This window comes from Cellulosimicrobium sp. NPDC057127, assembly GCF_042670945.1.
Taxonomy (GTDB): Bacteria; Actinomycetota; Actinomycetes; order Actinomycetales; family Cellulomonadaceae; genus Cellulosimicrobium.
Genome location: NZ_JBHUUP010000022.1, coordinates 12,662 through 37,498 on the forward strand (window position 1 = coordinate 12,662; position 24,837 = coordinate 37,498).

At 73.5% G+C, this 24,837-nt stretch carries 22 protein-coding genes; 10 read left to right on the plus strand and 12 right to left on the minus strand.

Annotated elements, in window-relative coordinates; all coding sequences use genetic code 11:
- Positions 1–11: 11 nt before the first annotated feature.
- The 5 genes from ACFTZA_RS16135 to ACFTZA_RS16155 all read right to left on the minus strand — a co-directional run bounded on the left by ACFTZA_RS16135 (position 12) and on the right by ACFTZA_RS16155 (position 5,117).
- Positions 12–638 carry a superoxide dismutase gene (locus tag ACFTZA_RS16135; RefSeq protein WP_378197164.1) on the minus strand — a complete coding sequence of 209 codons (627 nt, stop codon included), beginning with the start codon at positions 636–638 and terminating at the stop codon, positions 12–14.
- Positions 639–815: 177 nt separating this feature from the next.
- Positions 816–2,552: a cytochrome bc complex cytochrome b subunit gene (locus ACFTZA_RS16140; RefSeq protein WP_378197167.1), complete on the minus strand. Its 1,737-nt coding sequence runs from the start codon at positions 2,550–2,552 to the stop codon at positions 816–818.
- The gene (locus tag ACFTZA_RS16145) at positions 2,549–3,610 is read right to left on the minus strand and encodes a Rieske 2Fe-2S domain-containing protein (protein WP_378197170.1); all 1,062 of its coding nucleotides are present in this window, start codon (positions 3,608–3,610) and stop codon (positions 2,549–2,551) included. Before ACFTZA_RS16145 ends, ACFTZA_RS16140 begins: the two co-directional genes overlap by 4 nt.
- Positions 3,607–4,386, minus strand: a complete 780-nt coding sequence (locus ACFTZA_RS16150) for a c-type cytochrome (protein WP_378197173.1) — start codon at positions 4,384–4,386, stop codon at positions 3,607–3,609. Before ACFTZA_RS16150 ends, ACFTZA_RS16145 begins: the two co-directional genes overlap by 4 nt.
- An 80-nt stretch (positions 4,387–4,466) precedes the next feature.
- The gene (locus ACFTZA_RS16155; RefSeq protein WP_378197176.1) at positions 4,467–5,117 is read right to left on the minus strand and encodes a heme-copper oxidase subunit III; all 651 of its coding nucleotides are present in this window, start codon (positions 5,115–5,117) and stop codon (positions 4,467–4,469) included.
- 270 nt (positions 5,118–5,387) lie between these two features.
- On the opposite strand from ACFTZA_RS16155, the gene ACFTZA_RS16160 reads away from it, so the two are divergent.
- Both ACFTZA_RS16160 and trpD read left to right on the plus strand, forming a co-directional pair.
- Complete coding sequence (locus ACFTZA_RS16160) at positions 5,388–5,858, plus strand: hypothetical protein (protein WP_378197179.1); 471 nt, start codon at positions 5,388–5,390, stop codon at positions 5,856–5,858.
- Positions 5,859–5,883: 25 nt separating this feature from the next.
- Positions 5,884–6,975 (plus strand): anthranilate phosphoribosyltransferase, encoded by a 1,092-nt coding sequence (gene trpD / locus ACFTZA_RS16165; RefSeq protein WP_378197182.1) that lies wholly within the window; start codon positions 5,884–5,886, stop codon positions 6,973–6,975.
- Here trpD and ACFTZA_RS16170 read toward each other — a convergent pair.
- From ACFTZA_RS16170 to ACFTZA_RS16180, 3 genes are all read right to left on the minus strand, one after another.
- On the minus strand, positions 6,972–7,253 hold the full coding sequence (locus tag ACFTZA_RS16170) for an Lrp/AsnC family transcriptional regulator (protein WP_378197185.1): 282 nt from the start codon (positions 7,251–7,253) through the stop codon (positions 6,972–6,974). The genes trpD and ACFTZA_RS16170 overlap by 4 nt on opposite strands.
- Positions 7,232–9,085, minus strand: coding sequence for a DEDD exonuclease domain-containing protein (locus ACFTZA_RS16175; protein ID WP_378197188.1), 1,854 nt, complete (start codon positions 9,083–9,085; stop codon positions 7,232–7,234). The genes ACFTZA_RS16170 and ACFTZA_RS16175 overlap by 22 nt, the downstream gene beginning before the upstream one ends.
- Positions 9,086–9,158: 73 nt before the next feature.
- On the minus strand, positions 9,159–10,976 hold the full coding sequence (locus ACFTZA_RS16180; protein WP_378197191.1) for an AMP-dependent synthetase/ligase: 1,818 nt from the start codon (positions 10,974–10,976) through the stop codon (positions 9,159–9,161).
- Between the two features lie 224 nt (positions 10,977–11,200).
- Between ACFTZA_RS16180 and ACFTZA_RS16185 the strand changes: the two genes are divergently transcribed.
- A complete protein-coding gene (locus ACFTZA_RS16185) occupies positions 11,201–12,148 on the plus strand; it encodes an ROK family glucokinase (protein WP_378197194.1) in 948 nt (315 codons plus the stop codon).
- Positions 12,149–12,152: 4 nt separating this feature from the next.
- Here ACFTZA_RS16185 and ACFTZA_RS16190 read toward each other — a convergent pair whose 3' ends face one another.
- Positions 12,153–12,851: a hypothetical protein gene (locus tag ACFTZA_RS16190; protein WP_378197197.1), complete on the minus strand. Its 699-nt coding sequence runs from the start codon at positions 12,849–12,851 to the stop codon at positions 12,153–12,155.
- A 57-nt stretch (positions 12,852–12,908) separates the two neighbouring features.
- On the opposite strand from ACFTZA_RS16190, the gene ACFTZA_RS16195 reads away from it, so the two are divergent.
- The 3 genes from ACFTZA_RS16195 (at position 12,909) to ACFTZA_RS16205 (ending at position 16,430) form a co-directional block, all read left to right on the plus strand.
- Positions 12,909–13,694: a lysophospholipid acyltransferase family protein gene (locus ACFTZA_RS16195; protein WP_378197200.1), complete on the plus strand. Its 786-nt coding sequence runs from the start codon at positions 12,909–12,911 to the stop codon at positions 13,692–13,694.
- 154 nt (positions 13,695–13,848) lie between these two features.
- Positions 13,849–15,069 carry a pyrophosphate--fructose-6-phosphate 1-phosphotransferase gene (locus tag ACFTZA_RS16200; RefSeq protein ID WP_378197203.1) on the plus strand — a complete coding sequence of 407 codons (1,221 nt, stop codon included), beginning with the start codon at positions 13,849–13,851 and terminating at the stop codon, positions 15,067–15,069.
- A gap of 14 nt (positions 15,070–15,083) precedes the next feature.
- The gene (locus ACFTZA_RS16205; RefSeq protein ID WP_378197206.1) at positions 15,084–16,430 is read left to right on the plus strand and encodes a class II 3-deoxy-7-phosphoheptulonate synthase; all 1,347 of its coding nucleotides are present in this window, start codon (positions 15,084–15,086) and stop codon (positions 16,428–16,430) included.
- Between the two features lie 52 nt (positions 16,431–16,482).
- Here ACFTZA_RS16205 and ACFTZA_RS16210 read toward each other — a convergent pair whose 3' ends face one another.
- Entirely contained in the window at positions 16,483–18,522 is a 2,040-nt protein-coding gene (locus ACFTZA_RS16210; protein WP_378197209.1) for a PASTA domain-containing protein, read from the minus strand.
- An 89-nt stretch (positions 18,523–18,611) separates the two neighbouring features.
- Here ACFTZA_RS16210 and ACFTZA_RS16215 point away from each other — a divergent pair, with 89 nt between their 5' ends.
- The gene (locus ACFTZA_RS16215; protein WP_378197212.1) at positions 18,612–19,052 is read left to right on the plus strand and encodes an Rv2175c family DNA-binding protein; all 441 of its coding nucleotides are present in this window, start codon (positions 18,612–18,614) and stop codon (positions 19,050–19,052) included.
- Between the two features lie 54 nt (positions 19,053–19,106).
- Here the strand turns inward: ACFTZA_RS16215 and ACFTZA_RS16220 are convergent, their stop codons facing one another.
- A complete protein-coding gene (locus ACFTZA_RS16220) occupies positions 19,107–20,273 on the minus strand; it encodes a polyprenyl synthetase family protein (RefSeq protein WP_378197215.1) in 1,167 nt (388 codons plus the stop codon).
- Positions 20,274–20,296: 23 nt separating this feature from the next.
- Positions 20,297–20,887: a hypothetical protein gene (locus tag ACFTZA_RS16225; RefSeq protein WP_378197218.1), complete on the minus strand. Its 591-nt coding sequence runs from the start codon at positions 20,885–20,887 to the stop codon at positions 20,297–20,299.
- A gap of 164 nt (positions 20,888–21,051) precedes the next feature.
- Between ACFTZA_RS16225 and ACFTZA_RS16230 the strand changes: the two genes are divergently transcribed.
- The 3 genes from ACFTZA_RS16230 to ACFTZA_RS16240 all read left to right on the plus strand — a co-directional run bounded on the left by ACFTZA_RS16230 (position 21,052) and on the right by ACFTZA_RS16240 (position 24,615).
- Positions 21,052–22,212, plus strand: coding sequence for a DUF4192 domain-containing protein (locus ACFTZA_RS16230; RefSeq protein ID WP_378197221.1), 1,161 nt, complete (start codon positions 21,052–21,054; stop codon positions 22,210–22,212).
- Positions 22,213–22,320: 108 nt separating this feature from the next.
- Entirely contained in the window at positions 22,321–22,722 is a 402-nt protein-coding gene (locus ACFTZA_RS16235; RefSeq protein ID WP_378197224.1) for a universal stress protein, read from the plus strand.
- Positions 22,723–23,034: 312 nt separating this feature from the next.
- Entirely contained in the window at positions 23,035–24,615 is a 1,581-nt protein-coding gene (locus tag ACFTZA_RS16240) for an RNA polymerase sigma factor (RefSeq protein WP_378197227.1), read from the plus strand.
- The last annotated feature ends 222 nt before the right edge of the window (positions 24,616–24,837 follow it).

The window sequence follows — 24,837 nt, forward strand, 5'->3', positions numbered from 1 at the left end:
GGGGCGGGGTGTCAGGCGGGGACGATGAGCCCGGCGGTCTGGGTGCGGGCGCGCTGGAGGCGGGCCTCGGCGTCGGACCAGTTGACGAGGTTCCACCAGGCGGTGACGTAGTCGGCGCGCACGTTCTGGTAGTCGAGGTAGTAGGCGTGCTCCCACACGTCGAGCAGGACGATGGGGGTCAGGCCGAGGGCGATGTTGCCCTGCTGGTCGTAGAGCTGGACGGTGACGAGCTTTTGGCCGATGGAGTCCCAGGCGAGGATGGCCCAGCCGGAGCCCTGGACGCCGGCGGCGACGGCGGCGAACTGCTTCTTGAAGGCGTCGAAGGAGCCGAAGTGCTCGTCGATCGCGGCGCCGATCTCGCCGGTGGGCTCGCCGCCGCCCTCGGGGGAGAGGTTGGTCCAGAAGGCGGAGTGGTTGACGTGGCCGCCGAGGTTGAACGCGAGGTTCTTCTCGTGGAGGTTGATGGCGGCGAAGTCGCCGGACTCGCGGGCCTCGGCGAGCTTGTCGAGGGCGGTGTTGGCGCCGGTGACGTAGGCCTGGTGGTGCTTGGAGTGGTGCAGCTCCATGATGCGCCCGGAGATGTGCGGCTCGAGCGCACCGTAGTCGTAGGACAGGTCGGGCAGCGTGTAGACGGGCATCGGGACGATCCTCCTGGTCGGGCCACCCGGCCCGCGGCGCGGCGAGGTGGCTGGTTGCACGAGCACGGGGACGCGACCGGGGTCAGGTCCCCGGAAACGCCGACGACCCGCGACACGTCCTCTCGGAGATCCGAGAGAACACGTCGCGGGTCGTCACCGTCCTACTGTGCAGGAACGTCAGGGCCGACGCTCGTCGGCACCGCCCTCCGGCTCGACGAGGTCACGGCGACCGCCGACGCCCGCGCCTGCACCGGCCTCGACCTGTGCGTGCCCGGCGCCCTCGAGGGCGTCGTGCTCGCCGTGCGAGTGCGCCGCCGCGAGCTCGGCAGGCGTCACCGGCTCGACACGGTCCTCGTAGAAGAACCGCGACAGCTGCTGGAGCCGCTTGTCCTTCTTGTAGCCCTTGCGGCGCACACCGCGCGCGTCCGTGGCCGGCTCGATCTCGAGGGGGGCGTGGGCGGGGTAGTTGACCCGCAGCCAGCGCTCCTGCTCGTCCAGCGGCCGGTGGACCTCGATGTACTCACCGTGCGCGAAGCGCACGATGCGACCCGTCTCGTGCCCGTGGAGGACGAGCTCGCGGTCCTTGCGCTGCAGGCCCAGGCAGATGCGCTTGGTGATCCAGAACGCGAACCACGGGCCGACGAAGAACAGGATCCGGAACACCCACGTGATCGCGTTGATCGACATGTGGAAGTGCGTCGCGATGAGGTCGTTCGACCCGGCCAGCGCCAGGATGATGAACGCCGTGAGGAAGGCGACGCCGAGGCCCGTGCGGACGGGGACGTTGCGCGGGCGGTCGAGCACGTGGTGCTCGCGCTTGTCCTTCGTGACCGCCGCCTCGATGAACGGGTAGGCGAAGAGGAACGTGAACAGCAGCCCCGGTACGACGACCGCGGGGATGAGCACGTTGAGGGGCACGGTGAAGTCGCCCCACGTGACGAACTCCGCCCCGCCCGGCATCAGTCGGAGCGAGCCCTCGAGGAACAGCATGTACCAGTCCGGTTGGGCACCTGCCGACACCGGGGACGGGTCGTAGGGGCCGTAGTTCCACACGTTGTTGATCGCCATCGTGCCGCCCATCAGGGCGAGGATGCCGAACACGACGAAGAAGAAGCCGCCGGCCTTCGCGACGTACACGGGGAACAGCGGGAACCCGACGACGTTCTTGTCCGTGCGGCCTCCACCCGGGTACTGCGTGTGCTTGTGGAGCACCACGAAGAACAGGTGGAGCGCGACGAGGGCGAGGATCAGGCCGGGAACGAGCAGGATGTGCACCGTGAACAGGCGCGGGATGATGTGCTCGCCCGGGAACTCGCCGCCGAAGATGAAGTACGACAGGTACGAGCCGATGATCGGGATCGACTTCACGACACCGTCGGTGATGCGCAGGCCGTTGCCGGACAGCACGTCGTCGGGCAGGGAGTAGCCGGAGAAGCCGGCGGCGAGGCCGAGGATCATGAGCAGCATGCCGACGAGCCAGTTGAGCTCGCGCGGCTTGCGGAACGCGCCCGTGAAGAAGACGCGCATCATGTGCGTGACGATCGCCGCGAGGAAGATCAGGGCCGCCCAGTGGTGGATCTGCCGCATGAGCAGACCGCCGCGCACCTCGAACGACATGTTCAGGGTGGAGGCGAACGCGTCGGACATGAGCTGCCCGTCCATCGACGCGGGCGGGCCGTGGTACGTCACGAGCGACATGCTCGGGACGAAGAACATCGTCAGGAAGATCCCCGTGAGGATCAGCACGACGAAGGAGTAGAGGGCGATCTCGCCGAGGAGGAACGACCAGTGGTCGGGGAAGACCTTGCGCGCGAACTCCTTGACGGCCGAGCCGACGCTCGTGCGCTGGTCGAGGTAGTCCGCGGCCTTGCCCGCGCGGGTCGTGGGGGCGGCGTTGCCGGTGCTGGTGGTCACTTCAGACGCTCCCAGAAGCTCGGACCGATGGGCTCGTGGAAGTCGCTCTGGGCGACCAGGTAGCCCTCGTCATCAACGGTGATCGGCAGCTGCGGCAGGGGCCGCTTCGCGGGGCCGAAGACCACCTTGGCGCCGTCGGCCACGTCGAACGTCGACTGGTGGCAGGGGCACAGGAGGTGGTGGGTCTGCTGCTCGTAGAGCGCCACGGGGCAGCCGACGTGCGTGCAGATCTTCGAGAAGGCGACGATGCCGTCGTAGGCCCACGTCTCGCCCTCGGGAGCCTGCGTGTCGACGATGTCGCGCGGGTCGAGACGCACGAGCAGCACCACGGCCTTGGCCTTCTCGGTGATCCACTCGTGCGACTGACGCTCTTCCGCGCTGACGTCGGGGATGACGTGCACGACCGAGCCGATCGTGACGTCCGCGGCCCGGATCGGTCGTCCGGACGGGTCGATGGCGAGGCGCATGCCGCGCTTCCACATCGTGTGCTTGAACTTCGACACGTTCCAGTCGCCACCGACGCTGCTGACGAGCGGCACGGCGATGGTCAGCGGGAAGAGGGCGAGCGCCGAGATGACCGCGCCCTTGAGGACGCCGCGCCGCGCGATGCCGGAGTCCTTGGCGCCTGCCTCGAGCTCCTGCACGGCCACGGCACGCGTCTCGGCGTCGCTCGCGACGGGGTGGCGCTCGTCGACCTTCTCGTGGTCGGACATGAGCACCTTGGCCCAGTGCACCGCGCCGATGCCGATGCCGAGGAGCGCGAACGCGATCGCGACGCCGAGGGACAGCGTCGACAGGCGCACGCCCTCCGTCGTGCCGTCCGGCGGCAGCGCGAAGTAGACGACCATCGCGGCGATGGTGCCGAGCACGGAGAGGCCGAAGAGGAACGAGACCTGTCGCTCGCCGCGCTTGGCGGCCTGCGGGTCGCGGTCGGCCATCCGGGTCTTGTGCTCCGGCAGCCCCGGGTCCGGGAACCTCTCGAGGGTTCCGTGCTCCTCGCGGTGCCCGACCTCGCGGGACGAGCGCTCCGGGGAACGAGGGTTCTGGTAGTCGCTCACGAGGACTTCGCTCCGATCCACACCGCGGCCCCGATGAGGAGGCCCATGCCCACGATCCAGGCCCACAGACCCTCGCTGACGGGCCCGAGGGACCCGAGCGAGAGACCGCCCGCAGAGCCGTCGCGCTGCTCGACGAGGTAGGCGATGATGTCGCGCTTCTCCTCGGGCGTGACGGTCGCGTCGTTGAACACCGGCATCGACTGCGGTCCGGTGAGCATCGCCTGGTAGATGTTGCGCTCCGAGACGTCCCACAGCGGCGGGGCGAACTTGCCCTCGGACAGCGCACCACCCGCACCGACGGCGTTGTGGCACATCGCGCAGTTCGTGCGGAAGAGGGCGGCGCCGTTCGAGATGTTGCCCTCGCTCGCGTCGACCTGCTCGTCGGTCGGGATCATCGGGCCCACGCCGAGGGAGGCGACGAACGCGGCGAGCTGGGCCGTCTGCTCCTCGTCGAACTGGCGCGGCTTCTCGAGCGCCTGCGGGCCGTTGGCCTGCATGGGCATGCGGCCGGTCGACACCTGGAAGTCGACCGACGCGGCGCCGACGCCGACGAGGGACGGCGCGGAGTCCGTCCCCGTGGCGTCCGGGCCGTGGCACGTGGCGCAGTTGGCCTGGAACAGCTTCTGGCCGGTCTCGATGTCCTCGGTGCTGGCGGTCTCGGCGTTCGCCGGTGACGGTGCAAGGGCGGCGTAGACGCCGCCGGTGACCAGCAGCGCCAGCAGCAGCAGCACGACCGGCGCGAGGCGGTGGTGTCTGCGGGCGGCGAGTGCCTTCACGAAATGATCCTCGTCTCGCAGGTGGGGGAGCAGGGGCGGGAGGGGCTGAGGGAGCGGGCCGGGGCGGCCCCCAGACCTCGTCAGCGCAAGATGTAGATCACGAAGAACAGCGCGATCCACACGACGTCGACGAAGTGCCAGTAGTAGGACGTCACGATGGCCGTCGTGGCCTCGTGGTGCCCGAAGTTCTTGGCCGAGAACGAGCGGCCGAGAAGGAAGAGGAACGCGATCAGTCCACCGACCACGTGGAGGCCGTGGAAGCCGGTCGTCAGGTAGAAGACCGAGCCGTACGGCGTCGAGGAGATGGTGACGCCGTGCTCGACGAGCTCGGCGTACTCGAAGACCTGGCCGCCGATGAAGAACGCGCCCATGAGGAACGTCAGCGTCATCCAATCGTTCATGCCCCAGCGGTTGACCTGGAGCAGCGAGCCGGTGCGCACGGGCTGGAAGCGCTCCGCGGCCCACACGCCCATCTGGCACGTCACCGACGACAGCACCAGGACGGTCGTGTTGATCATCGCGAACGGCAGGTTGAGCGCGCCGGCCTCGGCGGCCCACTCCTCCGCGGGCATGACGGAGCGCACCGTGAAGTACATGGCGAACAGGCCGGCGAAGAACATGAGCTCGCTGGCCAGCCACACGATCGTCCCGACCGAGACGGGGTTCGGTCGGTTGACGCTCACGTGCTGATGGGCGTGGGGGGCAGCCGTTGCGGTCGACACATCAGCCATTATGGCCGACGTCGGCCACGAACGTGGCACCCGGGCGCGGGCGGCGGGGCGGGGAATCTCACAATGTCTCCAGATCCTCTGCGGCAGACCTGCACTTGATGACGGATCGCTGGCAAGTGCCATGAAATCGGCGGCCGGGCGCCCGTCGCGCGCCCCGTCGGCCGTGGCGGGTGCCCGATCGTCCACGGGCGTGCCAAGATGCCTGCGTGGGACGGCCGCAGAGGGCCGTCCGTGCCCCGACCGGCCAGGACGAAGGCGACGGTGACGACGATGACGACGACCGTGACGACGACGCACGGGGGCCCACGCACGGGCGTGGTGGAGCGGGACGACGCGGGGGCTCTCGACGCCCGTGCGCCGCGGATCCTGCTCTACAGCGACGACGTGACGGTCCGCGAGCAGGTGCGCCTCGCCGTCGGCCGCCGCCTGGGAGCGGGCCGGCCCGAGATCGCGTGGCGCGAGGTCGCGACCGCGGACGCGGTCGTCGCCGCGGCCGACGCGGGCGGGTGGGACCTGCTCGTGCTCGACGGCGAGGCCGACAAGGCGGGGGGCATGGGTCTGTGCCGCCAGCTGAAGAACGAGATCTACCGCTGCCCGCCCGTCCTGGTCCTCACCGGCAGGCCGCAGGACGGTTGGCTAGCATCGTGGTCGCTCGCCGACGACGCGGTGCCCCGGCCGTTCGACGCGGTCGTGCTGCAGCGCGCCGTCGCCGACCTCCTGGGTGCCGCCGGCACCCCGTGACCCCCGTCCCGAAGGGCAGGAACCCGTGAGCACGACCCCCCACCCCGTCTCGACCCCGGGAGCCGCGGGGGAGGGCGAGCGCTCGTGGCCCGCCCTGCTGACGGAGCTCGTGGCGGGGCACGACCTCGACGCCGCGCACACGGCGTGGGCGATGGACCAGGTCATGTCGGGCGACGTGTCGCCGACCCGGCTCGCGGCGTTCCTCGTGGCGCTGCGCGCGAAGGGCGAGACGGTCGAGGAGCTCACGGGGCTCGCCGACACGATGCTCGCGCACGCGCTGCGCTTCGAGGTCCCCGGCCCGTCGGTCGACATCGTGGGCAGCGGGGGCGACCGCGCGCACACGGTCAACGTCTCGACGATGGCGGCGGTCGTGGTCGCGGGGGCCGGGATCCGCGTGGTCAAGCACGGCAACCGCGCGGCGTCGTCGTCCTCGGGCTCGGCGGACGTGCTGGAGGCGCTCGGCATCCGGCTCGACCACGGCCCGGAGCGGGTGGCGCAGCTCGCGCAGGAGGTGGGGATCACCTTCTGCTTCGCGATGGTGTTCCACCCGTCGTTCCGGCACGCGGGCGTCGCGCGCAAGGAGCTCGGGATCCCCACGGCGTTCAACTTCCTCGGCCCCCTGACGAACCCCGCCCAGCCGCGGGCGACGGCGGTTGGCGTCGCCGACGAGCGCATGGCTCCGCTGGTCGCGGGCGTCTTCGCGAGCCGCGGCACGTCGGCCCTCGTCTTCCGCGGCGACGACGGTCTCGACGAGCTGGCCGCCACGGGTGCCGCGAGCCTGTGGGAGGTGCGGGACGGCGAGGTGAGCGAGCACCGGCTCGACGCCGTGCGCGACCTGGGCCTGCGCCGCATCACGGTGGGCGACCTGCGGGGCGCCGACGCCGCGTTCAACGCGGAGGTCGCGCGCGAGACGTTCGCCGGCAGCCACGGCGCGGTGCGCGAGACGGTGCTGCTCAACGCCGCGGCGGCCCTGGTGGCGGACGGCAGCCTGCCCGGCACCGGGTCGGGCACGCTGGTCTCGCGCCTCGGCGCAGGCGTCGAGCACGCGGCCCGCAGCGTCGACTCCGGCGCGGCGTCCGACGTGCTGCGCCGGTGGGCGGACGCCGCCGCGCGCTAGTCGTCGAGGCCGAGCGCGAAGGCCTGCTCGAGGTCGACGTGCGAGTACGCGCGGAACGCGATGAAGGTCTCCGTGCGCAGCACGCCCGACACCTTGCCGATGCGGTCGGCGATCACGTCGGCGAGGTGGTCGTGCTCGGCGACCCGCACCATCGCGACCAGGTCGGTCTTGCCCGTCACCGAGTACACCTCGCTCACGCCCTTGAGGTCCGCCACCTCGGCCGCCACCTCGGGGATGCGGGCGGGGTCGGTGTCGATCAGGACGATGGCGGTGAGCATGCTTCCTCCGGGGACGGGTCGTCGTCGTGCGCCCACTCTACGGCGGGCCCCGCCGCCGTGGCGTGCTGCACGTCGCCGTACCGCGCGACCTCCCGTGCCATCGCACCGGGAGCGGCATGGGCCCGGGCGGAGCGCACCGGCGACGTCCACGGTCCGCTGACGTCGACCAGCCGGACGTCCGGCTGCTCGAGCCACGCCAGGACGATCTCCGCCTCGTGCGGGTGGCACGCGGGTGCCGGCGGCACGGGTGCGGGCACGGTCTCGGCGGTGGCGACGAGCGCGTGCACGAGCGGCCACGGGTCCTCACCGGGACCGCTCACGCCCGTCGCGGCGAGCCTGGCGTGCCGCACGACGACGACCTCCCAGCCGCCCGCGCCCGCAGGGCGGGCGGCGACGAGCTCCTCGCAGGCGGCGAGCGGTGCGAGACGCTGCGCGCGCGCCGCGCCGGTGAGGAACGCCCGCAGGCGGTGGGTGAGGTCGCCCGCCTGCTCGAACCGTTCGTCCCGCGCGAGCGCCGCGATCCGCTGCCCGAGCTCCGTGACCACGGCGGACGGGTCGCCCTCGAACGCGTCCTGGACGGCGGACGCGACCGTCGCGTACCCGACGTCCGGCGTCGTCGCGGTGCACGGCGCGGAGCACCGGCCCATCTCGGCGAGCACGCAGGCCGACGCCGCCGTGGTGGCGACGAGCGGCAGTCGCCGCGTGCACTGCCGGAGGCGGAACGCGTCGTGGAGGGCGTCGACGGCCGCCTGGGCCTGGTGCCGCGACGAGAACGGGCCGATGTGCGGCGCGGGGGCCCGCACCTCGCGCACGACGGACAGCCGCGGGTAGGCCTCGTGCGTCAGCCGCACCCACGTCATGCGCTCGGGGTGGCGGGAGCGGCGGTTGTAGCGCGGTGCGTGCTCGGCGATGAGCCGCAGCTCCCGCACCTGGGCCTCGAGCGGTGTCGCGCAGACCACGGGCGTCACGGCGTGCGCGATGCGCACCATCTCCGTGATCCGTCCGCGCTTCTCGGAGCGCGTGAAGTACGAGCGTACGCGACGCCGGATCGACGTCGACGTCCCCACGTACAGGACCTCCTCACCGGGGCCCCGGAACAGGTAGACCCCGGGCGCGTCGGGCAGGCCGTCCGCGAGGTGCCGCTTGCGCCGGACGTCCTGCGGCACCGGGTCCGTCGCCGTGGCGAGGTCTTCGAGGTGGGTGACGCCGAGCGGTCCCAGGCGCCCGAGGAGGGCGTGCAGCACGTCGACCGTGGCGCGCGCGTCGGCGAGCGCCCGGTGCTCCGGCGTGACCGTGGCCCGGAACAGGGCGGCAAGCGTCGACAGCTTGTGGTTCGGTGCCTCGTCCCGGGTCACCACGCGGCGGGCGAGGGGCACCGTGTCGAGCACCTGGTTGCCCGGCCAGTCGTAGCCGGCGTTGCGGCACGCCGCCTTGAGGAACGAGACGTCGAACGGCGCGTTGTGCGCCACGAGCACGGCGCCCCGCACGAACTCGAGAAAGCTCGGCAGCACGGCCTCGACGGTCGGTGCGGTCGCGACCATGGCGGACGTGATCCCCGTGAGCCGTGCGACGAAGGCCGGGACCGGCCGGCCCGGGTTCACGAGCGTCTGGAACTCGCCGAGCACCTCGCCGCCGCGCACCTTCACGGCCCCGATCTCGGTGATGCCCTCGGCGGCGGGGGAGCCGCCGGTCGTCTCGAGGTCCACCACCACGAAGGTCACCTCGTGCAGGGGCGTGCCGAGGTCGTCGAACGAGTCCTGGACCGCCGTGCCTGCCGTCGCCGCCGGGAGCAGGTCGTCGCGCGGGGAGGACTGCAAGGAGCTCGGCGACATGCCCGGGACGCTAGCGACGACCACCGACAGCCCGGGCGCCCGCCGTGCGTGACGGGCGCCCGGGCTGCGGGGCTCAGCGGACCGGTGCCGGGCCGTCCGCGTAGAGGGACTCGATGTCGCCGGCGAAGTCCTTGAGCACCTCGGACCGCTTCACCTTGAGCGACGGCGTCAGGTAGCCGTTCTCCACGGTGAAGTCGGTCGTCAGCACGGTGAACTTGCGGATCGACTCCGCGCGCGAGACCGCCTGGTTGGCACGCGTGACGGCGGCGTCGAGCGCAGCGAGGACGTCGGGGTCCTTCGCGGCCTCCTCGACGGTCATCTCGCCCTTGCCGTGCATGCTCGCCCACCCGGGCAGGCCCTCGGGGTCCAGGGTGACCAGCGCACCGATGAAGGGCTTCTGGTCGCCGACGACGACGCACTGCGACACGAGCGCGTGCGCCCGGATGCGGTCCTCGAGCATCGCCGGCGCCACGTTCTTGCCGCCGGCGGTGACGATGATCTCCTTCTTGCGCCCGGTGATGCGCAGGTAGCCGTCGTCGTCGAGGGACCCGAGGTCGCCGGTGCGGAACCAGCCGTCGACGAACGCCTCCTGGGTCGCCTGCTCGTTGTCGTGGTACCCGCGGAACACGTGGTGGCCCTTGAGCAGGATCTCGCCGTCCTCCGCGATGCGCACGGCGCACCCGGGGAGCTGGGTGCCGACGGTGCCGATCCGGGTGGTGGCGGGCCGGTTCACCGACGTCGGCGCCGTCGTCTCCGTGAGGCCGTAGCCCTCGAGGATGCGCACGCCGATGCCGCGGTAGAAGTGCCCGAGGCGCTCGCCGAGCGGCGCGCCGCCGGAGACGGCGTACTTCGTCTGCCCGCCGAGCGCGTGGCGCAGCTTCTTGAACACGAGCGCGTCCGCGACCTTGTGCTGGAGCGTGAGGCCGACGCCCGGGCCCTTGGGGGTGTCGAGGGCGCGCGAGTACGCGATCGCGGTCGCGACGGCCCAGTGGAAGATCCGGAGCTTGCCGCCGGCCGCCGCCTTCTGCTCGGAGGAGTTGTAGACCTTCTCGAACACGCGCGGCACGGACAGCAGGTACGTGGGCCGGAACGTGCCGAGGTCCTCGAGCAGCGTCTTCGTGTCCGGCGTGTGGCCGAGCACCGTCCCGCCCGCGACGACGAGGACGCCGATGAAGCGGGCGAAGACGTGCGCGAGCGGCATGAACAGCAGCGTGCGCGCGCCCGGCTGCTTGAACACCTCCGGCACGGCCTCGACCGCGTTGACGGTCAGCGAGTAGAAGTTCTCGTGCGTGAGCTCCGCGCCCTTCGGGCGGCCCGTGGTGCCCGACGTGTAGATGATCGTCGCCACGTCGGCCAGGTCGGCGAGACCACGACGGCGGGCGATCTCGGCGTCGTCGACCCCGGCCCCCTCGGCGACGAGCGTCGCGACGGCTCCGGAGTCGATGGCGAGCACGTCCGTGAGCGACGGGGCGCGGTCGCGGACCTCCGCGACGGTCGCGGCGTGGTCCTCGGTCTCGACGACGAGGAGGCGGACGTCGGCGTCCGAGAGGATCCACTGCACCTGCTCGGCGCTCGAGGTCTCGTACAGCGGCACCGGCACGGCGCCCGCGGCCCAGGACGCCCAGTCGAGGAGCGTCCACTCGTAGCGCGTGCGGGACATGATGCCGACGTGGTCCCCGGGCTGGACCCCGCGCGCGACGAGCCCCTTGGCGACGGCGACGACCTCGGCGTCGAAGTCGCGGGCGCTGAGCGCCTCCCACGCGCCGTCCGGGCCGGTGCGGCGCTCGATCATCGGGGCCGACGGGTCGGCGGCGACGCGGCTCGCGAGCAGGTCGTTGAGGTTCCTCGACGGATCGACCTCGACGATCCGGGGTGCGCTGAACTCGTCCATTCTGGCTCCAGTGGCAGTAGTCGACGGTGGGAGAACACTACCCAGTTGCGGAGCGTGCCGGGGACGTCCGCGAGTCGGTAGGCTGCACTCGCTGTGCGCTGCTTGCGCAACGTTTCGCCCGTGCGAGGAGTTCCTCCGCGTTGCCCGAGGGCGCGGCCGCGGCTCTCGCGCCGTCGGCATCTGTTCGCCAGGACTTTCGCCAGGACTATCGAAGAGGACGGGACATGCACGCCATCGGTGTGGACATCGGCGGGACGAAGATCGCGGCCGGCGTCGTGGACGACGAGGGCAGGATCCTCGCCCAGACGCGTCGCGACACCGAGCCCGACGACGTGGCGAGCATCGACCGCGCGATCGCCGACGTGTACGCCGAGCTGTCGGCGAAGCACGACGTCGGGGCGATGGGCCTCGCCGCGGCCGGCTTCGTCAGCCCGGACCGCACGTCCGTGCTGTTCGCGCCCAACATCGCGTGGCGCGAGTACCCGCTGGCCCGCAACGTGCGCGAGCTGATCGACGACGACGACGTGTCGATCGTCGTGGAGAACGACGCGAACGCGGCCGGGTGGGCCGAGTTCCAGTTCGGCGTCGCGCGCGACGCCACGGACATGCTCATGCTCACCGTGGGCACCGGGCTGGGCGGCGCGGTGGTCGTCGACCGCGCGCTCGTGCGCGGCAAGTGGGGCGCTGCGGCCGAGGTCGGGCACATGCGCGTCGTCCCCGGCGGCCACTACTGCGGCTGCGGGCACGAGGGCTGCTGGGAGCAGTACGCGTCCGGCACCGCGCTCGTGCGCGACGCGCAGGGCGCGCTCATCGCCCAGGCGGACCGCGCGGAGCGCCTCCTCGAGCTCTGCGCGGGAGACCCGGCCAAGCTCACCGGGCCCCAGATCACGCAGGCGGCGCAGGAGGGCGACGCGCTCGCCGTCGAGCTGCTCGCGACCCTCGGGCGCTGGATCGGCGAGGGCGCGGCGTCGGTGACGGCCCTGCTCGACCCCGAGCTCATCGTCATCGGCGGCGGGGTCGGCGCGGCCGGCGACCTGCTCCTGCAGCCCATCCGTCGCGCGTTCGCCGAGCAGCTGTCCGCGCGCGGGCACCGGCCGGAGGCGCAGATCGAGCTCGCCGAGCACGGCAACGAGGCCGGCATCGTCGGCGCCGCCGACCTGGCGCGCCGCTGACGGCTCACACGACGGCGCCCGGACCGCGGTCGTCGTCGCGCCGGTGCGGCATGCGCCACAGCAGCACCGCGAGCCCGGCGAGGAACGCCGCCCCGCCCACCTGGGCGGCGACGACGGGGAAGGGGCGCGCCACGACGAGCAGCACGAGCAGGAGCACGGGCACGCCCACGACGAGCGACCACGCCATCGTCAGGAGCGGGTCGCGACCGAGCACGAGCGGGGGGTCGGGCGGCACGAAGTGGCTCTCGGCCTCCTCGATCGCCTCGACCTCCGGGGTCGCGGGCCAGTCCCGGGGACCGGACGAGCGCACCCACGGCGCGACCGGCACCGAGCCGAGCGGATCCCGGCCCGGGGCGCGCCCCGGACCGGACGTGGGTGCGTCGTGCGCGGGCGGTCCCGGTGCGCCGCGCTCGGCCCCGCGGACCTCGGCGTCGAGGTCGGAGAGCTCCTCGAGCCCCGCGACGATGCCGGCCCACTGGGTGTCCACGTCGACCGGTCCACGGTCGTCGCCGGAGTCGCGTGCGGCGTCGACGGGCTCGCGGTCGACCGGCGCGCCGCCCGCGGCGTCCGCGCGGTCGGACGGCGCCTCGTGGTCGTCCTGGGCCTCGTGGTCGTCCTGGGAGGGGTCGCCGACGGGCTCGGCGGACGGGCCGGGGACGTCGTCCGGCTCGTCCGGGTCCGGCAGGGCATTCGGTGCGGCCATGACAATCACTCTAGAGTCGGATGCACGTCCCGCGCCGGGACCCCGCGAGGAGGAACGTTGTTCTACTGGTTCATGAAGCAGGTGATGGTCGGGCCGCTGCTGCGGCTGCTGTACCGTCCCTGGACGCGGGGCGTGGAGAACGTGCCGGACTCCGGCGGCGCGATCCTTGCCAGCAACCACCTCGCGGTGATCGACTCGTTCATCCTCCCGCTGGTCCTCGGGCGCAAGGTCCAGTTCCTCGGCAAGTCCGACTACTTCACCGGGACGGGCGTCAAGGGGCGCCTCACGGCAGGGTTCATGCGCGGCGTCGGGACGATCCCCGTGGACCGGTCCGGCGGCAAGGCGAGCGAGGCCGCCCTGAACACGGGTCTGCGCGTGCTGCGCGACGGCGACCTGTTCGGCATCTACCCCGAGGGCACGCGGAGCCCGGACGGCCGCCTCTACCGCGGCAAGACCGGTGTCGCGCGGCTCGCGCTCGAGTCCGGTGCGCCCGTGGTCCCCGTCGCGATGGTCGGGACGAACGTCGCGCAGCCGATCGGCAAGGTCATCCCGACCCCGATGCGCATCGGCGTCGTCATCGGCGAGCCGCTCGACTTCTCCCGCTACCAGGGCATGGAGAACGACCGCTTCATCCTGCGGTCGGTGGCCGACGAGATCATGTACGCGATCATGCGCCTGTCCGGGCAGGAGTACGTCGACATCTACGCGGCCACCGCCAAGGCGCGCATCGCCGCCGGTCACCGGCAGGCGGAGGAGGGTGGTGGCGCTCCCGGCGGGCGGCCCGCGCCCGACGTCCGGGTGCCGGAACCGCCGCCGGAGCCCGGTGCGGCGTCAGTAGACTGACCAGGGCCGATCCGGACGCCGCGCGCGGTCCGTCGTCGCCCCCACGGCCTCGGCCGCCGGCCCGACCGCCCCTCGCGGGCAGGCTGCGGGGCGGCTCCGGGCGCCAGCAGATCCCGTCCACGGATCCCCGACCCACGAGAGGTTCTGAGTTCACATGTCGGTTCGTCGCGTCGCCCTCCTCACCGCGGGCGGCTTCGCCCCGTGCCTGTCCTCCGCCGTCGGCGGCCTCATCGAGCGCTACACGGAGCTCGACCCGGAGATCGAGATCGTCGCCTACCAGTACGGCTACCACGGCCTGCTCACGGGGACGAAGATCGTCGTCGACGAGGAGGGGCGCAAGAAGGCCGGCGTCCTGCACCGCTTCGGCGGCTCGCCGATCGGCAACTCGCGGGTGAAGCTCACGAACGCCGCGGACTGCGTCAAGCGCGGCCTGGTGCAGGAGGGCGAGGACCCGCTGAAGGTCGCGGCCGAGCGCCTCAAGGCCGACGGCGTGGACGTGCTCCACACCATCGGCGGCGACGACACGAACACGACCGCGGCGGACCTGGCCGCGTACCTGCACGAGAACGGCTACGAGCTCACGGTCGTGGGGCTGCCCAAGACGATCGACAACGACGTCGTGCCGATCCGCCAGTCGCTGGGCGCGTGGACCGCCGCCGAGGAGGCGGCCGGCTTCGCCGCGAACGTCATCGGCGAGCACCGCTCCGGCCCGCGCATGCTCATCGTGCACGAGGTCATGGGCCGGCACTGCGGGTGGCTGACCGCGGCCGCCGCCGCCGAGTACCGCAAGTGGCTCGACACCCAGGAGTGGGTCCCGAGCCTCGGCCTCACGCGCGAGCGCTGGGACGTGCACGCCGTCTTCCTGCCGGAGCTGGCCCTCGACATCGAGGCCGAGGCGACGCGCCTCAAGGGCGTCATGGACGAGATCGGCAACGTCAACATCTTCCTGTCGGAGGGCGCGGGCATGCACGAGATCGTCGCGCAGCTCGAGGCGGCGGGGGAGACGGTCCAGCGCGACCCGTTCGGTCACGTCAAGCTCGACACGATCAACCCCGGTCAGTGGTTCGCGAAGCAGTTCGCGGAGAAGCTGGGCGCGGAGAAGGTCATGGTGCAGAAGTCCGGCTACTTCTCGCGTGCCGCGGCGGCGAACGCCGAGGACCTGCGCCTCATCAAGTCCATGACGGACCTCGCGGTCGACTGCGCGCTGCGCGGCGAGTCGGGCGTCATCGGCCACGACGAGGAGAACGGCGACCGCCTGCGGGCCATCGAGTTCCCCCGGATCACCGGCGGCAAGGCGTTCGACGTCTCGCAGGAGTGGTTCGGCGACCTGCTCACGGGCATCGGGCAGCCGCTCGTGCCGGCCGCCGCGCACTGACGGACGGGACGACGATGACCACCACGAGCGAGCCGGCGGCCGTGGGCCTCGACCACTTCCGGTCCCTCGTCGCGCTCCAGCAGCCGACGTGGCCGGACGAGTCGGCGCTCGCCGACGTGCGCGAGCGCCTCGCGGCCGCCGCGCCGCTCGTGGTGCCCGCCGCCGCGGACACGCTGCGCTCGCGGCTCGCCGCGGCGAGCCGGGGCGAGGCGTTCCTGCTCCAGGGCGGCGACTGCGCGGAGACCTTCGCCGAGGCGAACGCCGACCGCATCCGCAACAAGGTCCGCACCATCCTCCAGATGGCGGTCATCCTCACGCACGGCGCGAGCATGCCGGTCGTGAAGATGGGGCGCATGGCGGGGCAGTACGCCAAGCCGCGCAGCGCGGACACCGAGACGCGCGACGGCGTGACGCTGCCGGCGTACCGGGGCGACATGGTCAACGGCCACGCGTTCACGGCCGAGGCACGCGTGCCCGATCCGGAGCGGCTCGTCGAGGCGTACCGGATCTCCGCGGCGACGTGGAACGTCGTGCGGGCGTTCACCACGGGCGGCTTCGCGGACCTGCGCCAGGTGCACGAGTGGAACCGCGGCTTCATGCGCAACCCGGCGTACGCCCGGTACGAGCAGACGGCGTCCGAGATCGACCGAGCGATCCGGTTCATGCACGCGTGCGGCGCGGACTTCGACGCGCTGCGCACGGTCGAGATGTTCGTCAGCCACGAGGCGCTCGTCCTCGACTACGAGCGGGCGCTCACGCGCCTGGACTCCCGCACGGGCGACGCGTACGACACCTCGGCCCACTTCCTGTGGATCGGCGAGCGCACGCGCCAGCTCGACGGGGCGCACGTCGACTTCCTCTCGCGCGTCGCCAACCCGATCGGGGTCAAGCTCGGCCCCACCACCACGCCCGACGACGCCCTGGCCCTCGCCGAGCGCCTGAACCCGGGCCGCGTGCCGGGGCGCCTCACGTTCGTGACGCGGATGGGCGCGGGCCGGGTGCGCGAGGCGCTGCCGCCCCTCGTCGAGGCCGTCGCACGCGAGCAGGTGCCCGTCACGTGGGTCACGGACCCGATGCACGGCAACACGATCACGTCGGCGAGCGGCTACAAGACGCGCCGGTTCGACGACGTGCTGGACGAGGTGCGCGGGTTCTTCGAGGTGCACCGCGCCGCGGGCACCGTCCCGGGCGGTCTGCACGTCGAGCTCACGGGCGACGACGTCACGGAGGTGCTCGGCGGGTCCGAGGAGATCGACGACGCGGGGCTCGCGCTGCGGTACGAGACGCTCGTCGACCCGCGGCTGAACCATCAGCAGTCGCTCGAGATGGCCTTCCAGGTCGCGGAGATGCTGCGGCGCTGAATCCGGCCGCCGCGGTGCCGACGCGGAGCCCGGGATCCGTCGTGGCGGGGCGTCAGAAGACGTTGATGACGATGGTGGAGCCCTTGGGCGCGGTGCGGCCGTCGCCGCCGGGCGGATCCTGGGCGTAGACGATGTTGAGCGGGCTGATGCCCTGCGGGTGGCGCACCTCGACCTCGAAGCCGGCGTCGGTGAGCGACTTCTCGGCGTCCGTGGCGTTGCGGCCGTAGGTGTTGGGCACCTCCACGAGCGGCGGGCCCAGCGAGACGACGACGGCGACCGTGTCCGTGCGGACGGCGTCCGAGCCCTGCTCCGGGTCCTGGCGCACGACCGTGCCGGCGGGCACGGTCTCGGAGTACTCCTCGGTGACCTCGACCCGCAGGCCCTCGTCCTCGAGCGTCCGCACCGCGGCGTCGCGCTCGGACCCGGTGACCTGCGGCACGACGACCGGTGCCGGGCCGGCGGAGACGATGAGGACGACGGGGAGGTCGTGCCGGACGTCGGACCCCTCCTCGATCGGAGCGCCGTCGGGGTCGGTCACGGCCATGACCTGGCCGGACGGCACCTCGTCGTGGTGCTGGGGCAGCGGGTCGCCGAGCGTGAGGTCGGCGCCCTGCACGGCCGCCTCCGCCTCGGCCTGCGTCGACCCGACGAGTCCGGTGGGCACCGTGAGCATGCGCACGCCGCGCGAGACGACGAGCTGGACGACGCCGTCCTTGCGGACGGCGTCGCCCGACGCGGGGTCGCTCGACACGACCGCCCCGGCGGGGACGGCGTCGTCGTAGCGCTCCTCCACCGACGCCTCGAGACCGGCGTCGGCGAGCACGTCCGCCGCCTCGGCCCGGGCGGCTCCCGCGATCCCGTCGGGGACTGTGGTGAACGCGCCGGGCCCCGAGGTGAACCACCACGCTGCCCCGCCACCGCCCCCGGCGAGGACGAGCAGGACCACGAGCGTCCAGACGAGGGCGCGGCCTCTCGCCGCGCGGCCCGGCGAGAGGGCGGGCGGCGGGGGCGGGGGGCCGGTCAGCGTCGTCGGCGCCAGGAGGTGCCCGACGGCGAGCGGCTCGGTGAGCCCCGCGGCCTCGCGGTCCTGCCGGCTGAGCGTGGCGAGCGTCGCGGTCGGCACGGTGCCCGTCGAGGCCGCGAGCGGCGCGACGGGACCGGACGTCGTGCCGGACCGGACCGGGGCGTCGTCAGCCGCCGCGGCGGGGCGGTCGACACGACGCTCGAGGTCCGCGGGGTCGAGGGCGGCCTGCACGGACCGCACGTGGACGAGGGCGGCGCCCGCGTCGGCCGGACGGTCCGCGGGGTCGCGCGCCGCGAGCGCGCACAGCAGGTCGTCGACCTCCGGGGGGATCCACGGCGCGGTGTCGGACGCGGGCGGCACGTCGTTGTTGACGTGCTGGAAGGCGACCTGGATGGGCGTCGACCCCGTGTACGGCGGCGCGCCGAGCAGCATCTCGTAGGCGAGGATCCCCACGGCGTACACGTCGGTGCGCGCGTCGCAGGCACCGGTCGCGATGAGCTCGGGGGACAGGTACGCGACGGTGCCGAGGATGGTGCCGGTCGTCGTCGACGTGACGTCGTTGACGGCGCGGGCGAGGCCGAAGTCCGTGACCTTGAGCCGGCCCTCGGTGTCGAGCAGGACGTTCTCGGGCTTGACGTCGCGGTGGACGAGACCCGCGCGGTGCGCCGCGGCGAGCGCCTCGAGGACCTCCGCGAGGACGTCGAGCGTGCGCCCGAGGGAGAGCGTGCCCTCCGAGAGCAGCAGCCGACGCAGGTTCGAGCCCGCGACGTACTCCATGGTGAGGTAGCTCGTCTCGCCGTCGAGCCCCTGGTCGTAGACGGCGACGAGCCCGGGGTGCGTCAGGCGCGCCGCGGCACGCGCCTCGCGCCGGAACCGCGAGACGAAGTCGGCGCCCGTCGCGCCCTCCGCGAGGTGCGGGTGCATGACCTTGAGCGCGACGTCGCGGTCGAGCCGCCGGTCGAGTGCCAGGTACACCGTCGCCATGCCGCCGCGGGCGATGCGCGACACGACCTCGTACCGCCCGTCGACCAGGCGGCCTACGAGGGGATCGGTCGTCACGGTGGCCACGGACGAAGTCTAGGCGGCGAGACGTGGCGATCCTGTGAGCCCGGCCGACGGGTCGCGGGTGACGTGCCCGGGCGCCGTAGGCTGTCGGCGTGACCGATCATGACGCGACGGGGAGCGACCCCGCAGAGCCCGTCGCCCTCGACGACCTCGTGGGCGACTGGCTGACCCTCCCGGACCTCGCGGAGGCCCTGGGCACCGACGTCGGCAAGGTGCGCCGGATCCTGCAGGACCGTCGCGTCGTGGGCGTGCGGCGCGGGGAGCGCTCGACGTTCCAGGTGCCGGCTCGCTTCCTCGTCCCGCTCCACCTCGTCGACCCGTCGAACGCCGGTCGCCCGGACGACGGCGGGCGTCTCGGCGTGCTGGCGAGCCTCCAGGGCACGATCGTCGTGCTCACCGACGCCGGCTTCAGCGACGCGGAGATCGTCGAGTGGCTCTTCCGGCCGGACGACGAGCTCGGCGAGCCGCCTCTCGACGCGCTGCTCGCCGGACGCAAGGCGCACGTGCGTCGGGTGGCGCAGGCGCTGGCCTGACGGCTGCCCGCGGCCCACCACCGCGGTGGTGGCGGACGGGGACGCGGGAAGGGATCAGGCGGCGCGCTCGACGGCGGCGCGCGCGAGCATCCCGAGCATCGTCGCGCCCGGCTCGGCGAGCCGGGCGGTGCCGATGGCGGCGGAGGCGCGTTCCGTGAGGTCGTCGATGAGCCCCTCGACGGAGCGCAGCGCGCCGGTGCGGACGAGCACCTCGCGCAGTCGCGCGACGGCGTCCTCGTCGAGGTGCGGGTCGCCGAGGCGCGAGAGGAGCAGGTCCCGCTCCGTGGGTGACGCGGCGCGCAGCGCCCGGACCGCGAGCACGGTGCGCTTGCCCTCGCGCAGGTCGTCTCCCGCAGGCTTGCCCGTGACCCGGGCGTCGCCGAAGACGCCGAGCACGTCGTCACGGAGCTGGAAGGCCTCGCCGACGGGCAGGCCGAAGGCGGACGTCGCGGCGATCGCGGCGTCGTCCGCGCCCGCGAGCGCGGCCCCGAGCGCGACGGGGTGCTCCACCGAGTACCGCGCCGACTTGGACCGGACGACGGCGCGGGAGCGCTCCTCGTCGGCGTCGAGGTCCTCGCCCCACGGCAGCACCTGCGCGTGGACGTCGAGGTACTGCCCGACGGTCACCTCGGTCTGCATGCGGCCGAACACGCCGCGCGCCCGGGTGGCGACGTCGGCGGGGACGTCGGCGAGCGCGTCGCCGAGCTCCCGGTGGCTGGCGATGAGCGTGAGGTCGCCGAGCAGGATCGCGGCGTTCTCGCCGTAGCGGTCGGGGTCGCCGGACCACCCGGCGGCGCGGTGGAGCGCCGCGAAGGCGCGGTGCGCCGTCGGACGTCCGCGTCGCGTGTCCGAGGCGTCCATGACGTCGTCGTGGAACAGGGCCGCGGCCTGGAACAGCTCGAGCGCGGCGCCGGCCCGGAGCACGACGTCGCGGCGGGCGTCCCCGGGCTCGCCCCCGTGGGCGCGCCAGGACCAGTAGCAGAACGCCGCGCGCAGCCGCTTGCCGCCGGCGAGCAGCTCCTCCGTGGCTCGGACGAGGGGGTCGCCGTCCGGGTGGGTCGCGGCGAGCTCGTCGGCCATCGACGAGCACGCGGCGCGCAGCGCCTCGTCCACCCCGGCGCGCACGCCCTCGCGGTCGACGAGGGCTGCCGCGCCCTCGGTCTCGACCGGGGCGGGGCCGGTCGACGGGCTGGGGGAGGAGGCGGTGGTCCCGTTCGGCACGGGGGCAGCCTATGCGACGCGGGTCAGCCCGTGACGACCTCACCGCTGATGGTGACGAGCCGCTGCGTCTCGTCGTCGAGCACGCCGACGGCGACGGACTCCGCGGGGACGTCCGGGGCCGGGACGCGGACGAACGTGGTGAGGGACGTCAGCGCGCTCGGCACGGTGGCCGGCGAGACGGTGAACCCGGCGGCACCGAGGGTCTGCGCGTAGTAGGTGGTCAGCGCGTCGACCGGTTCCTGGGAGCGGAGGTTGAGCGTGATCGCGACCCGGGTGCCGTCGTCGGACGACCGCGCGGAGCTCGCGAGCACCTGGGCCCCGGGCGCGACGGGCACGACCGTCGCGGGGAACCCGGGGGCGAGGTCCCCCACGGCCGAGTCGTCGTCGAACTCGGGCAGCGGCGTGACGGCCGGGGCCGGCCCTCCCGGTGCGCTCGTGGCGTCCGGCTCGGCCTGCGGTGAGCTGACGGTCGCCCGTGCGCTCGGGCTCCCGTCCGGCTCGCCGCCGCCCGGGCCGATGCCCGCCGTGCAGCCCGGGACGGCGACGACGAGCGCGGCGAGCGCGACGGCGGGCGCCGCGCGGCGCAGGCGCCGGCGTGGCGGTCGTGGGGGCACGCGCACACCGTAGTGGCCGCCGTGGGTGCGAGCCAGCACCGGGTCGCAGCCGCGACCACAGCCACGACGACGTCCACCGGCCCACCCGGCCCGCGCACGGGCCGTCCACAGCGCTGCTGGCCGTACGGTGCGCGACGACGACGGCGCGGGGTGGGATGGAGCGCATGACCACGTTGATCCGGGCCCGTGGCCCGCGCGAGCTGCTCGCCTACGTCCCCTACCGGCTCGGCTACCGTCCGCGCGACAGCGTCGTCCTGGTCGGGCTGAGGGGCCCGCGCGGGCGCGTCGGTCTGGTGGTCCGTGCCGACGTCGAGGACCTGGCCGACCTCGAGAGCGGCCCGCAGGTGGCGCGCACGGTGCTCGGGCACCTGTCCGCGGACGGCGCCCGCCGCGTCGTGCTGGTCGTCTACACGGACGCCCCGCTGCGCGCGGGCGCCCCCACCGCCGCGCGGGAGCGCGCGGCGGTGGAGCACTGCCGTGAGACCGTCGAGGCGCTGCTCGGTCCCACCGACGTCTGGGTCGTGTCGTCGACGGGCTGGGGGAGCCTCGACTGCACCGACCCGACGTGCTGCCCGGCCGAGGGACGTCCGTTGCGCGAGCTCCAGGGCAGCGCGGTCGGCGCGCACATGGTGCTCGCGGGGGAGAGCGTCGCGGACTCGCGCGAGGACGCGCTGCGCATCCCCCGCGCGGCGCCGGACGCGCGGCGACGGGCGGCGCGAGCCGCCCGCCGGGCCCGGACCCGTCCCGGGGCGGTCGACGCGCGCCCGACCGGCACGGCGGACCTCGCGTCGCCCGCGACCGCGCTGGCCTGGCGGGTCGAGGGTCTGGAGGCGTGGCGGTGCGCGACGAACCTGGTCGCGGACGGCTCCGGCCATCCGTCGGCGGTTCTGCCCGCGCCGCTGCTCGGGAGGCTCGAGGCGGCGCTCGAGTCGGTCCCCGTGCGCGACGCCGTGCTGCTCTCCCTCGTCCCGGGTGGCGACGACGACCTCCCGGAGCGCACCGTCCGCGGCGTCGACGCGGACGCCGGCACGGGTGCGGCGATCGCCCGGCTCGTCGATCCCGCGGTCGCCCTGCCGCCGGACCCCGCGGTGACCGGAGCGGCGCGCGTCGTCCTCGAGGCCGTCGTGGCCCACGCCGCGCGCGGGCGGGCGGCCCCGGCGCTGACCCTGCTCGCGCTCGTCGCGTGGTGGCACGGGGACGGAGGGCGCGCCGCGCAGCGGCTGCGCGAGGCGCTGGCCCAGGACCCCGCGTACCGGCTCGCCCTGCTGCTCTCGAGCGCCGTCGACGCCGGCGTGCCGCCCGGATGGGTCCGCACGCAGGAGTGAGGGTCGCCGCCGACCCGGTGCGGCCCGACCGGTTCCGGTACGGTCGGCAGCAGCGTCGGTGGCGCGCGCCACCCGTCCTGCTCGTCCCGAACCGCCCGCGGAGGATCCATGACCGTCGTCGTCGCCCACCTGAGCACCCCCGAGGGACGTGAGGCGCTCGACACCGCCGCGGCCGAGGCGGTCCGCAGGAAGGCCGCCCTCGTGGTCGTGGCGGCGGACGCCGCGGCGGCGGCGCCCGAGGTGGCGGCGGCGCGTGCCGACGACCTGCGACGCGTCGAGGACGTGCTCGAGGGGACCGGTGCCACGCTGCAGGTCGAGACCGGCGGGGCGGACCTCGCCGACGACCTCGTGGCGGCCGCGGAGCGGTCGTCGGCCGATCTCATCGTCATCGGCCTGCGCCGCCGCAGCCCTGTCGGCAAGCTCATCCTCGGGTCGAACGCGCAGCGGATCCTGCTCGACGCGCCCTGCCCCGTGCTCGCCGTGAAGCCGGACCCCGTCTCCGCCCGCTGACACCGGTACCCGCCCGACCCGCCGGCGCGGCGTGGGAATCTTCGCGGGGGCCGCGCCGTTGTACGGGCAGTCCGGCACGAGGTTCTCGCGGGGCGCGGCAGCGCACGGCGGAGCTCTCCCGCAACGGGTGGGCGAGGTCGTCAGCACGTCACGCGACGCCCGACGCACGGATCGCCGGTACAATATAGGTGTCCGCCTGAGCCCCACGACTCACCGTGAGAGTCGGTGCGAGCCCACGGGTCCGCATACTCGTCATGGTTCCGTCCGCTCCGGCGGCCCTACCGCCCCCCAAGATTGCCGAAAGGTCGGTTTGTGGCGCCCTCCACACAGATCCCCGCACTCCCGCGCGAGTTCGAGCACCCCGCGCTCCAGGAGCTCCTGCGGCGCGGCAGCGCGAACGGCCGCGTCGACGCCGAGAGCTTCCGCACCGCGTGCGAGCAGGCGGCCGTCAACGACGCCAAGCGCCTGAAGGCGGTGTTCCGCGCGCTCGCGGGTGCGGGTGTCGACGTCGACATCCCGGCGACCTCCGCGGTCGCGGCCGCGGCGAGCCCTCGCGCCACGACGACGGCGCGGGCCGACAAGCCGAAGGCTGCTCCGAAGCGCACCACCACGCGCCGCGCCGCGTCGACGACGGGTGCCGCCACGACGGAGCCGGCCGAGCCGGGTGCCGGTGACGACTCCGAGGCGACGCCCGCGGCCCGCCCGGCCCGGCCCGCCAAGACCGCCGCGACCGCCAAGGGTGGTGCGAAGGCCACGAAGTCCGCCGCACGCTCCAAGAAGGCGTCGGAGGGCGAGCCGAACGGTGACGCGGAGGAGGTCGACCTCGCCGAGGTCGAGGCCGACGACGACGCCGCGGCGACCGCCGAGGCGACGTCCGTCGGGAAGATCACCCCGGAGGGCGTGGACGAGGGCGAGACCGGCTTCGTCGTGTCCGACGCGGACGACGACGACGCCCCGGCGCAGCAGGTCGTGACCGCGGGTGCGACCGCGGACCCGGTGAAGGACTACCTCAAGCAGATCGGCAAGGTCGCGCTGCTGAACGCCGAGCAGGAGGTCGAGCTCGCCAAGCGCATCGAGGCCGGCCTGTTCGCCGAGGAGAAGCTCGCGGCCGAGGGCGACGACATCGAGCGCAAGCTCAAGCGCGAGCTGCAGTGGATCGCGCACGACGGCAAGCGCGCGAAGAACCACCTGCTCGAGGCGAACCTGCGCCTGGTCGTGTCGCTGGCCAAGCGGTACACGGGCCGCGGCATGCTGTTCCTGGACCTGATCCAGGAGGGCAACCTCGGTCTGATCCGCGCGGTGGAGAAGTTCGACTACACCAAGGGCTACAAGTTCTCGACGTACGCCACGTGGTGGATCCGCCAGGCGATCACGCGCGCGATGGCCGACCAGGCGCGCACCATCCGCATCCCGGTGCACATGGTCGAGGTCATCAACAAGCTCGCGCGCGTGCAGCGGCAGATGCTGCAGGACCTGGGCCGCGAGCCCACGCCCGAGGAGCTCGCCAAGGAGCTCGACATGACCCCCGAGAAGGTCGTCGAGGTCCAGAAGTACGGTCGCGAGCCCATCTCGCTGCACACGCCGCTGGGCGAGGACGGCGACTCCGAGTTCGGCGACCTCATCGAGGACTCCGAGGCGATCGTCCCGGCCGACGCCGTGAGCTTCACGCTCCTGCAGGAGCAGCTCCACCAGGTGCTCGACACCCTGAGCGAGCGCGAGGCGGGCGTCGTGTCGATGCGCTTCGGCCTGTCGGACGGTCAGCCCAAGACGCTCGACGAGATCGGCAAGGTCTACGGCGTGACGCGCGAGCGCATCCGCCAGATCGAGTCGAAGACCATGTCGAAGCTGCGGCACCCGTCGCGCTCGCAGGTCCTGCGCGACTACCTGGACTGAGACGCTCCACGACGAAGGCCCCGGCGACCGTGTCGCCGGGGCCTTCGTGCGTCGTCCCGTCGTGAGTCCCCTCCGTGGGGCGCAGGGTGGCCGGCTCACGGGCGCCGTTCCCCCGCCCGCGCGACGGGGACGACGACGGCCCCGGGCCCGGGGGGTGCCCGGCCCGCCGCGCAGGCGGGGGCCCCGCACCACCAGCGCCGCCCGTCGACCCGCGCAAAAATC

What these genes read in the sequence shown, in the direction of transcription:
- ACFTZA_RS16135 (WP_378197164.1), bottom strand. Translation starts at nt 638, where the DNA reads ATGCCCGTCTACACGCTGCCCGACCTGTCCTACGACTACGGTGCGCTC.
- ACFTZA_RS16155 (WP_378197176.1), bottom strand. Translation starts at nt 5,117, where the DNA reads ATGGCTGATGTGTCGACCGCAACGGCTGCCCCCCACGCCCATCAGCAC.
- ACFTZA_RS16160 (WP_378197179.1), top strand. Translation starts at nt 5,388, where the DNA reads ATGACGACGACCGTGACGACGACGCACGGGGGCCCACGCACGGGCGTG.
- ACFTZA_RS16170 (WP_378197185.1), bottom strand. Translation starts at nt 7,253, where the DNA reads ATGCTCACCGCCATCGTCCTGATCGACACCGACCCCGCCCGCATCCCC.
- ACFTZA_RS16175 (WP_378197188.1), bottom strand. Translation starts at nt 9,085, where the DNA reads ATGTCGCCGAGCTCCTTGCAGTCCTCCCCGCGCGACGACCTGCTCCCG.
- ACFTZA_RS16180 (WP_378197191.1), bottom strand. Translation starts at nt 10,976, where the DNA reads ATGGACGAGTTCAGCGCACCCCGGATCGTCGAGGTCGATCCGTCGAGG.
- ACFTZA_RS16185 (WP_378197194.1), top strand. Translation starts at nt 11,201, where the DNA reads ATGCACGCCATCGGTGTGGACATCGGCGGGACGAAGATCGCGGCCGGC.
- ACFTZA_RS16190 (WP_378197197.1), bottom strand. Translation starts at nt 12,851, where the DNA reads ATGGCCGCACCGAATGCCCTGCCGGACCCGGACGAGCCGGACGACGTC.
- ACFTZA_RS16200 (WP_378197203.1), top strand. Translation starts at nt 13,849, where the DNA reads ATGTCGGTTCGTCGCGTCGCCCTCCTCACCGCGGGCGGCTTCGCCCCG.
- ACFTZA_RS16205 (WP_378197206.1), top strand. Translation starts at nt 15,084, where the DNA reads ATGACCACCACGAGCGAGCCGGCGGCCGTGGGCCTCGACCACTTCCGG.
- ACFTZA_RS16230 (WP_378197221.1), top strand. Translation starts at nt 21,052, where the DNA reads ATGACCACGTTGATCCGGGCCCGTGGCCCGCGCGAGCTGCTCGCCTAC.
- ACFTZA_RS16235 (WP_378197224.1), top strand. Translation starts at nt 22,321, where the DNA reads ATGACCGTCGTCGTCGCCCACCTGAGCACCCCCGAGGGACGTGAGGCG.